This window comes from Rhodoferax sp. (genome assembly GCF_011391645.1).
Classification (GTDB): domain Bacteria; phylum Pseudomonadota; class Gammaproteobacteria; order Burkholderiales; family Burkholderiaceae_C; genus Rhodoferax.
In genome coordinates, this window is sequence record NZ_JAABQC010000102.1 from 1 (window position 1) to 9,625 (window position 9,625).

The 9,625-nt window shown below is 61.9% G+C and carries 9 protein-coding genes; 8 read left to right on the forward strand and 1 reads right to left on the reverse strand.

Annotated features, from left to right (window positions below):
• Window positions 1-22 precede the first annotated feature (22 nt).
• Genes sufB through serA form a run of 8 tightly spaced genes read left to right on the forward strand, consistent with a single transcriptional unit; the run spans window position 23 to window position 7,716 of the window.
• Window positions 23-1,459 carry a Fe-S cluster assembly protein SufB gene (sufB, locus tag GPS82_RS11750; protein ID WP_296494899.1) on the forward strand — a complete coding sequence of 479 codons (1,437 nt, stop codon included), beginning with the start codon at window positions 23-25 and terminating at the stop codon, window positions 1,457-1,459.
• Entirely contained in the window at window positions 1,456-2,247 is a 792-nt protein-coding gene (sufC, locus tag GPS82_RS11755; protein ID WP_296494901.1) for a Fe-S cluster assembly ATPase SufC, read from the forward strand. The genes sufB and sufC overlap by 4 nt, the downstream gene beginning before the upstream one ends.
• Window positions 2,244-3,566 carry a Fe-S cluster assembly protein SufD gene (sufD, locus tag GPS82_RS11760; RefSeq protein ID WP_296494904.1) on the forward strand — a complete coding sequence of 441 codons (1,323 nt, stop codon included), beginning with the start codon at window positions 2,244-2,246 and terminating at the stop codon, window positions 3,564-3,566. Before sufC ends, sufD begins: the two co-directional genes overlap by 4 nt.
• Window positions 3,563-4,813 carry a cysteine desulfurase gene (locus GPS82_RS11765; RefSeq protein ID WP_296494906.1) on the forward strand — a complete coding sequence of 417 codons (1,251 nt, stop codon included), beginning with the start codon at window positions 3,563-3,565 and terminating at the stop codon, window positions 4,811-4,813. Before sufD ends, GPS82_RS11765 begins: the two co-directional genes overlap by 4 nt.
• On the forward strand, window positions 4,810-5,298 hold the full coding sequence (gene sufU / locus GPS82_RS11770; RefSeq protein ID WP_296494908.1) for a Fe-S cluster assembly sulfur transfer protein SufU: 489 nt from the start codon (window positions 4,810-4,812) through the stop codon (window positions 5,296-5,298). The genes GPS82_RS11765 and sufU overlap by 4 nt, the downstream gene beginning before the upstream one ends.
• Window positions 5,299-5,328: 30 nt before the next feature.
• Window positions 5,329-5,889, forward strand: a complete 561-nt coding sequence (locus tag GPS82_RS11775; RefSeq protein ID WP_296494909.1) for a NifU family protein — start codon at window positions 5,329-5,331, stop codon at window positions 5,887-5,889.
• 52 nt (window positions 5,890-5,941) lie between these two features.
• Complete coding sequence (locus GPS82_RS11780) at window positions 5,942-6,412, forward strand: Rrf2 family transcriptional regulator (RefSeq protein ID WP_296494911.1); 471 nt, start codon at window positions 5,942-5,944, stop codon at window positions 6,410-6,412.
• Window positions 6,413-6,465: 53 nt separating this feature from the next.
• Window positions 6,466-7,716, forward strand: a complete 1,251-nt coding sequence (gene serA, locus GPS82_RS11785; protein ID WP_296494914.1) for a phosphoglycerate dehydrogenase — start codon at window positions 6,466-6,468, stop codon at window positions 7,714-7,716.
• Window positions 7,717-7,727: 11 nt separating this feature from the next.
• On the opposite strand, the gene GPS82_RS11790 is transcribed toward serA, so the two are convergent.
• Window positions 7,728-9,625, reverse strand: a 1,898-nt coding sequence (locus GPS82_RS11790; protein ID WP_296494917.1) for a class I tRNA ligase family protein, incomplete at its 5' end; no start/stop codon positions are given.

Sequence of the window (9,625 nt, forward strand, 5' to 3'; positions counted from 1 at the left end):
GCCCCGGCAAGGGAGCCGCCCCATGAGCGCCATTCTCGACAACCTGGTCAACCAGCCCTACAAGCATGGCTTTGTCACCGACATCGAATCTGACGTGGCGGCCAAGGGTCTGAATGAAGACACCATCCGACTGATATCAAGCAAGAAAAATGAGCCCGAGTGGCTGCTTGACTTTCGCCTCAAGGCGTATCGCCACTGGCTGACCATGACAGAACCCGAGTGGGCCAATGTCAAGTACCCCAAGATCGATTTCCAGGCCATCAGCTACTACGCGGCGCCCAAGCCCAAGGCCAAACTCAAGAGCATGGACGAGGTCGACCCCGAGTTGCTGCGCACCTTCGAGAAGCTTGGCGTGCCGATGCACGAGCGCGCGGCGCTAGCCGGCGTGGCGGTCGATGTGATTTTTGACAGTGTCTCGGTCACCACCACTTACAAGGCCAAGCTGGCCGAGGTCGGCATCATTTTTGGCTCGATCTCCGAGGCGGTGCAAAACCACCCCGAACTGGTCAAAAAATACCTCGGCACTGTGGTTCCGTCGGCCGACAACTATTACGCCGCGCTGAATTCGGCGGTGTTCACCGACGGCTCATTCTGCTTCATCCCCAAGGGCGTCAAGTGCCCGATGGACCTGTCCACCTACTTTCGCATCAACACCCAGGACACCGGCCAGTTCGAGCGCACGCTGATCGTGGCCGAAGAGGGCGCGTCGGTGTCGTACCTGGAAGGCTGCACCGCGCCGCAATTCGACACCAACCAGTTGCACGCCGCGGTGGTGGAACTGGTGGCGCTGGACAACGCCGACATCAAGTACTCCACGGTGCAAAACTGGTACGCGGGCGATGAAAACGGCGTGGGCGGCATCTACAACTTTGTCACCAAACGCGGCTTGTGCAAGGGCGTCAATTCGCGCATTTCGTGGACCCAGGTGGAGACCGGCTCGGCCATCACCTGGAAGTACCCGTCGTGCATTTTGCTGGGCGACAACTCGGTGGGCGAGTTTTACTCGGTGGCGGTGACCAACCACCACCAGCAGGCCGACACCGGCACCAAGATGATCCACATCGGCAAAAACACGCGCAGCACCATCGTCAGCAAGGGCATCTCGGCGGGTCAGTCGAGCAACAGCTACCGCGGCCTGGTCAAGGTGATGCCGGGGGCCACCAACGCACGCAATTATTCGCAATGCGACTCGATGCTGGTGGGCGCCAGGTGCAGCGCCAACACCTTTCCGTACATTCAGGTGCGCAACCCCAGCGCCCGCGGGGAGCACGAGGCGTCGACCTCCAAAATTGGCGAAGACCAGATGTTCTATTTTGCCCAGCGCGGCATTGGCGCCGAAGAAGCGGTGTCGATGATCATCAATGGTTTTTGCAAGGACGTGTTTCAACAATTGCCGATGGAGTTCGCGGTTGAAGCCACCAAATTACTCGGATTCAAACTGGAAGGGAGCGTCGGATGATGATTCAAAATAGCCCAACTTTGCTGGAGGTGCGCGGCCTGTGCGCCAGCATCAACGGCACCGAAATCCTCAAAGGCCTGGACTTCACGGTCAAGCGCGGCGAAGTGCATGCCATCATGGGCCCCAACGGCTCGGGCAAGAGCACGTTTGCCAAAGTGCTGGCGGGCCACACCGCCTACCAGGTGACGGGCGGCGAGGTGCTGTTTGAAGGCAAGAACCTGCTGGAACTGGCGCCAGAGCTACGCGCCCGTGCCGGCGTCTTTCTGGCCTTTCAGTACCCGATTGAAATCCCCGGTGTCGGCAACAGCCAGTTTTTGCGGCTGGCTTACAACACGGTGCAGGCGGAGCGCGGCAAGGACGAACTCGACCCGCTGGAGTTTGATGACCTGGTGCGCGAGAAGATGAAGCTATTGGAGATGAGCCCCGAGTTTCTGGAGCGCAGTGTCAACGAGGGTTTTTCTGGCGGCGAGAAAAAGCGCAACGAAATTCTGCAAATGGCGCTGCTGGAACCCAGCCTGGCCATTCTGGATGAGACCGATTCAGGCCTGGACATCGATGCGCTGCGTGTGGTGTCGCAAGGCGTCAATCACCTGGCCAACAAGGACAACGCGATTGTGCTGGTCACCCACTACCAGCGCCTGCTGAACTACATCGTGCCCGACTATGTGCATGTGATGAGCGGCGGGCGCATCATTCGCACCGGCGGCAAAGAGTTGGCGCTCGAACTTGAAGAGCGCGGTTACGACTGGATCGAGGCCGAAGCCGAGGCTGCGGGAGCCGTGGCATGAGCACCGCATTGGCCCCGGATGCTGACGTGCTAGACAGCCTGCTCGCCAGCCTGGCCTTGCCGCTGGGCAGCGCGGCCGGCACCCAGCCGGACTGGCTCAAACTCCTGCGCGCCCGGGCGCTGGAGCGCGCTCATGCACTCCAACTGCCGAGCACGCATGACGAGGCCTGGCGCTTTACCCCGCTGGCCAACTTTTCTCAGCAATCCTTTCAGCCGCTGCGCAAGCCGACCCAGCTTCAGCCGCGCGACATCGTGCACCTGCAGATAGCAGAGGCAAGCACGCGGCTGGTGTTTGTGGATGGTGTGCATGCGCCGCAACTCTCCAGCATCAGCCTTGACGCGGGTCTGGCGGTTGGCACACTGGCGTCCATGCTGGCCAAGCAGTCGAGCAGCCTTGAGTCACATTTGGGCCAGCACGTTGCCAGCCAGGACGCCTTGTTTGCAGCGCTCAACACCGCCTTTTTGCAGGATGCAGCTGTGCTCTTGGTCCCGCGTGACACGGCGCTGGCCGCGCCCGTGCATCTGCTTTTCATTTCAACGCAGCGTGATGTGGCCAGCCACCCGCGCCTGCTGCTGGTGGCGGGTGCCGCCAGCCAGCTGACGCTGATTGAGGACTACGTGGCCTTGCATGACGGCAGCTATTTCACCAATGCAGTGGCCGAAATCGTCCTTGAAGCCAACGCCCAGGCCACGCATGTGCGCCTGCAGCGCGAAAGCAAACAAGCCTTTCACATGGCCAGCTGCGCTGTGACGCTCGGCGCGGCCAGCCGCTACCACTCGGTCAGCGTTGCCCTGGGCGGGCAGACTTCAAGGCTTGACCTGAAAGTGATCCAGACCTTTGAGGGCTCGGAGTGCCTGCTTGACGGCCTCGCGCTGATCGACGGCGAGCAACTGGCTGACACCCATACCTTCATCGACCACGCCAAGCCGCACGGCACAAGCCGCCAGCTGCACAAATGCATTGTGGGCGGCACGGCGCACGCGGTGTTCAATGGCCAGGTGATGGTGCGCCCCGGTGCGCAAAAAACAGACTCGGCACAGTCCAGCCGCAACCTGCTGCTGTCAGGCAGGGCGCACGTTGATACCCAGCCGCAGCTTGAGATTTTTGCCGATGATGTGAAGTGCACGCACGGCGCCACCGTGGGCCAGCTCGACAGCGATGAGGTTTTTTACCTGCAAAGCCGGGGTTTGTCTGAAATGGTGGCGCGCAATCTTCTCACCTATGCCTTTGGCGCCGAAGTCATCAACCGCATTCCGGTCGCGTCATTGAGGCGCCAGCTTGAGCAGACCGTGCTGGAACAAACCACAGGCCAGCCATGAGCAACACGCCAACGCCCACATCCCCCACCACCTTTGACGCGCAAAGAATTCGCGCGGACTTCCCCATCCTGCGACTCACAGTGGCAGGCAAGCCGCTGGTCTACCTGGACAACGCCGCATCAAGCCAAATGCCGCAAGCTGTGATTGACCGGCTGGTGCGCTACCAGACCTTTGAACACGCCAACATTCACCGCGCGGTGCATTACCTGTCCGAGACGGCGACCGCCGCCTATGAGGCAGCACGCGTCACACTGCAGCGTTTCATCAACGCAGCTGAAGCGCGCGAGGTGATCTTTACCAGCGGCACCACCGAAGGCATCAACCTGGTGGCGCACGGATGGGGCCGCCAGAACATCAAGGCGGGTGACGAGATCATTTTGTCTGTGCTGGAGCACCACTCCAACATCGTGCCGTGGCAGATGCTGGCGGCTGAAAAAGGCGCCACGATCCGCGTGGTGCCGATGAACGATGCCGGTGAACTGAGGCTCGACGCGTATGAGGCGCTGTTCAATGATCGCACCCGGCTGGTGGGTGTGGGCCATGTCTCCAACGCGCTGGGCAGCATCCACCCGGTGAAACAGATGATTGCATTCGCCCACGCCCACGGTGTGCCGGTGCTGGTCGATGGCGCGCAGGCGGCGCCGCACTTGGCAGTGGACGTGCAGGACCTGGACTGCGATTTCTATGCATTCTCGGGCCACAAGCTGTGCGGACCGACCGGCATCGGCATTTTGTATGGCCGGGCTGCGCTGCTGGAAGCCATGCAGCCGTTCAAGGGCGGCGGCGACATGATCCATACCGTCACTTTTGAGAAAACCACCTACGCCCCGATCCCCAACAAGTTCGAGGCCGGCACGCCGCCGATTGCCGCCGCCATCGGACTGGCCGCCGCCGTGGACTACCTCACCGGCATCGGCATGGCGGCGATTGCCGCGCACGAGCATGACCTGCTGCTTGATGCCACTGAACAGTTGGGGGCGTTGCCCGGCGTGCGTTTGATCGGCACCGCGCAAAGCAAGGCGGCGGTGCTGTCCTTCGTCGTGCAGGGCATTCATCCGCACGACGTGGGCACCCTGCTCAACCAGGAGGGTGTGGCGGTTCGCACCGGCCACCACTGCGCGCAACCCCTGATGAAGCGCCTGGGCGTGGTCGCCACCTCGCGTGCTTCCTTTGCGTTCTACAACACGCACGCTGATGTGGACGCGCTGGTGGCAGGCGTTCGCACAGTTCAAAAGGTGTTCGCATGAGCTCCGACCCCAAAGCCCTGTACCAGGAGGTGATCCTGGACCACAACCGCAAGCCGCGCAATTACGGCGAGTTGGAGCACCCCAGCCATCATGCTGAAGGGGTGAACCCGCTGTGTGGCGACCACATTCATGTGGCGCTGGAACTCAAGGACGATACCGTGGAGCGCATTGCGTTTCATGGCGAGTCGTGCGCCATTTGCAAAGCCTCGGCCTCCATGATGACGGCAGCGGTCAAGGGCAAGCGCGCGGATGATGCCAAAACGCTGATCCACGAATTTGTTGATATGGCGACCGGCCGGGTGGCAGCGCAGGACAACCCGCATATCGGCCGGCTGGCGGTGTTCTCGGGCATCAGCGCGTTGCCAATGCGTGTCAAGTGCGCCATTTTGCCCTGGCACACGCTACAGGCCGCCTTCAATGCCGAACCCAGCACCTCCACCGAGGCAGACGCCGACCCGATGCACACGCCGCTGGGCGATGCCTGAGGTCAACGGCTTGACAGACAGGACAACCCCATGCCAAAGATCGCCGACATCGAAAACACGCCAAATCCGAATGCCAAGAAATTCGTTTTGCGCGAGCCGCTCACCTGGGGCGTCGCCCGGTCGTATGAAAACGCCGGGCAGGCGCAGGGCGACGCGCTGGCCAGCGCGCTGTTCGCCATACCGCATGTGAGCAACGTGTTTTATGTGGACCGCTGGCTCACCGTGACGCAGGACGGCCAGGCCGATTGGGATGGCCTGTTGCGCGAGATTGCCCCCCCTTTGCGCGCTGCGCCAGCCGCCGCTGAGCAGTCGGCGGCGGCTGTTTTTGAAGCGCGCGCCAGCGTCGCCGATTTGAGCCCGCAAGACCAGCAGCGCCTGGACGACATCGAACTGGTGCTGGACCAGCAAATCCGGCCCTACCTGCAAAGTGATGGTGGCGATCTGCATGTGCTGAGCCTCTCCGGCAACCAGCTGGTGGTGCATTACCAGGGCGCGTGCGGCACCTGTCCGAGTTCAATTTCCGGCACGCTGCAAGGCATTCAGAATCTGCTGCACACGCTGGAGCCCGACCTCGAAGTGATTGCCGCCTGATGCGCCCTGACCTTGAACCCCGATTTTTTGCTGCCATGGAGGCCACCGCCTCATGCGTTTGACCGTCATGAGCGATTACGCGATGCGTCTGCTGATGCATGTGGCGCGCAACCCGCAGCGCCTGTGCACCATCTCCGAGGTGGCCCGCGCGCATGCCATTTCAGAGGCGCACCTGATGAAGATCACGCACCAGTTGGCCCGTGCTGGCTGGCTTGAAACCGTGCGCGGCAAGGGTGGCGGAATGCGGCTGGCCGCAGCGCCAGACCAGATCAACCTGGGTGCCGTTGTCAAGAGCATCGAGCCGGACTTCGTGATTGTTGAATGCCTGGCCAGCGACGCCGCCAACGCCTGCCAGCTCAGCGGCAATTGCCAGCTGACCGGCATCATGCGCGGCGCACTGGAAAGCTTCATGACCCATCTGTGCCGCTACACGCTGGCTGATTTGCTGGTGCCCGTTAATGGCGGCCACACCGGCCCGCAACGCGTCGAGTTGCACCGTCCGCCCGTGATTGACGCAATTTGATGCCACGGGGGCGCCGCTCCTGTGCATTTTTTAACCCCCTCTTCAAAATTGACATGATCCAGAAATCCATCGATTCAGCCGCCCCGAAAAGCGGACTCAAAGCTGTTTTACTCGAAGGCATTCACCCCTCCGCGGTCCAGGCCCTGCAAGACGCGGGCTACACCCGCATCGTGGCCCACGCCAAGGCACTGGCGGGTCAGGACCTCCATGACGCCATCAACGACGCCCATTTTCTGGGCATCCGCTCGCGCACCCAACTGACCGAAGAAGTGCTGCAGCACGCGCGGCAGCTGGCCGCCATTGGCTGCTTTTGCATTGGCACCAACCAAGTGGACCTGACAGCCGCCATGCGCCTGGGGATCCCGGTGTTCAATGCCCCGTTTTCCAACACCCGCAGCGTGGCCGAACTGGTGCTGGCGCAAATCATCATGCTGATGCGCGGCATCCCCGAAAAAAACGCCATCCTGCACCGCGGCGGCTGGGTCAAGAGCGCGGCCGATTCTTATGAGGTGCGCGGCAAAACGCTGGGCCTCATTGGCTACGGCCACATCGGCACGCAAATTGGCGTGCTGGCCGAGCAGTTGGGCATGCGCGTGCTGTTTAGCGACATCGAGGCCAAGCTGCCGCTGGGCAATGCACAGGCCATGGGCAGCCTGGATGCCCTGCTGGGTGCGGCCGACGTGGTCAGCCTGCATGTGCCGGAAACCCCCGAGACCGCCGGCATGATCGGCGCGGCGCAACTGGCGACCATGAAACCCGGCAGCCACCTGATCAATGCCTCGCGCGGCAGCGTGGTCGACATTGACGCGCTGGCCGCAGCGCTGCAAAACCGCCATTTGCACGGCGCCGCCATTGACGTATTTCCGCTTGAGCCGCAAGGCAATGATTCGGCGTTTGTCTCGCCGCTCACGCGTTTTGACAATGTGCTCCTGACCCCGCACATTGGCGGCTCGACGCTGGAGGCGCAAGTCAATATTGGCACCGAGGTCGCGGCCAAGCTGATCCGCTACAGCGACAACGGCTCAACCACTTCGGCGGTCAACTTTCCCGAGGTGGCTCTACCTGTACACACCGCGCACACCGGGCGCAGCCGCTTGCTGCACATCCACCGCAACGTCCCCGGTGTGCTGGCACACGTCAATGAGCGGCTGTCAGCCGCCGGCATCAACATTGCCGCCCAGTACCTCAGCACCAATGAGGAAATCGGTTACGTGGTGATTGACGTGGACAGTGCGGCCAGCCAGGCGGCGCTGGGTGAGCTCTGCGCTGTGCCGCAAACCATTCGTTGCCGCATTCTGTATTGACGCAGGCAGCTTCAGTCCAGACGCGCCAATTGGTCTCTGATCTTGCCAACGGTGGCCTCAAAGTCTGCCAGGCGCTTGCGCTCCTGATCAATCACGGCGGCCGGCGCCCGGGCCACAAAAGACTCGTTGCCCAGTTTGCCGTGGGCCTTGACGATTTCGCCCTCCAGCCGCGCCAACTCCTTGCCCAGCCGCGCTTTTTCTGCGGCCACGTCAATCTCCATGAACAGGCAGATGCGCGCCTCGCCTACCACCGCTACCGGCGCGGCCTGTGCGGCGGCGGCCCAAGCGGCCTCGTCTTCAAACACACGCACTTCGCTGAGCTTGGCCAGCGCCTGTAGCACGGGCGCCGCCTGTGTGATGAACGCTGCCTCAGCGGCTGACCCTGCAATGGCAAACAGCGGCAGGCGGGTGGCGGGCGACACGCTCATCTCGCCGCGCAGGTTGCGGCAGGCATCGACCAGCTGCTTGAGTTTGGTCACATGGGCAATCGCTGCTTCGTCAATGCGCTCGGGCTGGCTCACCGGGTAAGCAGCAATGGCCACCGAGAGGCCGGCACGCCCTGCCACCGGGGCAATCTTTTGCCACAGTTCTTCGGTCACGAACGGGATGATCGGGTGCGCCAGGCGTTGGATGGTTTCCAGCGTGCGGATCAGCGTGCGACGGGTGGCGCGCTGTTGCGCGGCATTGCCCTGCTGGATTTGCACCTTGGCAATTTCCAGGTACCAGTCGCAGAACTCGTTCCAGACAAAGTCGTAAATGGTGCTGGCCACGTTGTCGAGACGGTACTCTTCAAAGCCCTTGGCCACATCGGCCTCCACGCGCTGCAACAGCGACACGATCCAGCGGTCGGCCGCGCTGAATTCCAGGTAGCCACCCACGGCACATTCAGCCGCAGTGTGATCGTTCAGGCCGCAGTCCTGGCCCTCGCAGTTCATCAGCACAAAACGGCTGGCGTTCCAGAGCTTGTTGCAGAAGTTGCGGTAGCCCTCACAGCGCTTGGTGTCGAAATTGATGTTGCGGCCCAGCGAGGCCAAAGACGCAAAAGTGAAACGCAGTGCATCGGCGCCAAAAGCCGGAATGCCGGAAGGGAATTCTTTCTCGGTGTTTTTGCGCACCTGGGGCGCAGTCTCGGGTTTGCGCAGGCCTTCGGCGCGCTTGAACAGCAGTTCGGGCAGGGCGATGCCATCGATCAGGTCGACCGGGTCGAGCACATTGCCCTCACTCTTGCTCATCTTGTGGCCTTGGGCGTCGCGCACCAAACCGTGGATGTAAACGTGTTTGAACGGCACCTGGCCGGTGAAGTGGGTGGTCATCATGATCATCCGGGCGACCCAGAAGAAGATGATGTCGTAGCCGGTGACCAACACGCTGGAGGGAAGGTAAAGGTCGATGTCGTTCAGAGCTGTCTTGACCTCTGGATCGCTCAGACCGGAGCCCGTGCCGACCTGGCTCAGATGCGCTGCGTCGGTGGTGATTGAGGCATCGTTTCCCCAGCCCATGGTGCTGAACGGCACCAGCGCACTGGAATACCAGGTGTCGAGCACGTCTTCGTCACGCTTGAGCGTTTTGCCGGGAGCCTGGGCCTGAGCGTCGGCCTCGTTGCGCGCCACGTAAACCTTGCCGTCTTCGTCGTACCAGGCCGGAATCTGATGGCCCCACCAGAGCTGGCGGCTGATGCACCAGTCCTGAATGTTGTTCATCCACTGGTTGTAGGTGTTGACCCAGTTCTCTGGCACAAAACGCACTTCACCCGACTGCACCGCGTCGATGGCTTTTTGGGTGATGGATTTTCCGGTGGGGTCCTGGTCTGACACTTTGCTCATCGCCACAAACCACTGGTCGGTCAGCATCGGCTCGATCACCTGGCCGGTGCGGGCGCAACGCGGCACCATGAGCTTGTGTTTCTTGA

What these genes read in the sequence shown, in the direction of transcription:
- sufB (WP_296494899.1), top strand. Translation starts at nt 23, where the DNA reads ATGAGCGCCATTCTCGACAACCTGGTCAACCAGCCCTACAAGCATGGC.
- sufC (WP_296494901.1), top strand. Translation starts at nt 1,456, where the DNA reads ATGATGATTCAAAATAGCCCAACTTTGCTGGAGGTGCGCGGCCTGTGC.
- sufD (WP_296494904.1), top strand. Translation starts at nt 2,244, where the DNA reads ATGAGCACCGCATTGGCCCCGGATGCTGACGTGCTAGACAGCCTGCTC.
- GPS82_RS11765 (WP_296494906.1), top strand. Translation starts at nt 3,563, where the DNA reads ATGAGCAACACGCCAACGCCCACATCCCCCACCACCTTTGACGCGCAA.
- sufU (WP_296494908.1), top strand. Translation starts at nt 4,810, where the DNA reads ATGAGCTCCGACCCCAAAGCCCTGTACCAGGAGGTGATCCTGGACCAC.
- GPS82_RS11775 (WP_296494909.1), top strand. Translation starts at nt 5,329, where the DNA reads ATGCCAAAGATCGCCGACATCGAAAACACGCCAAATCCGAATGCCAAG.
- GPS82_RS11780 (WP_296494911.1), top strand. Translation starts at nt 5,942, where the DNA reads ATGCGTTTGACCGTCATGAGCGATTACGCGATGCGTCTGCTGATGCAT.
- serA (WP_296494914.1), top strand. Translation starts at nt 6,466, where the DNA reads ATGATCCAGAAATCCATCGATTCAGCCGCCCCGAAAAGCGGACTCAAA.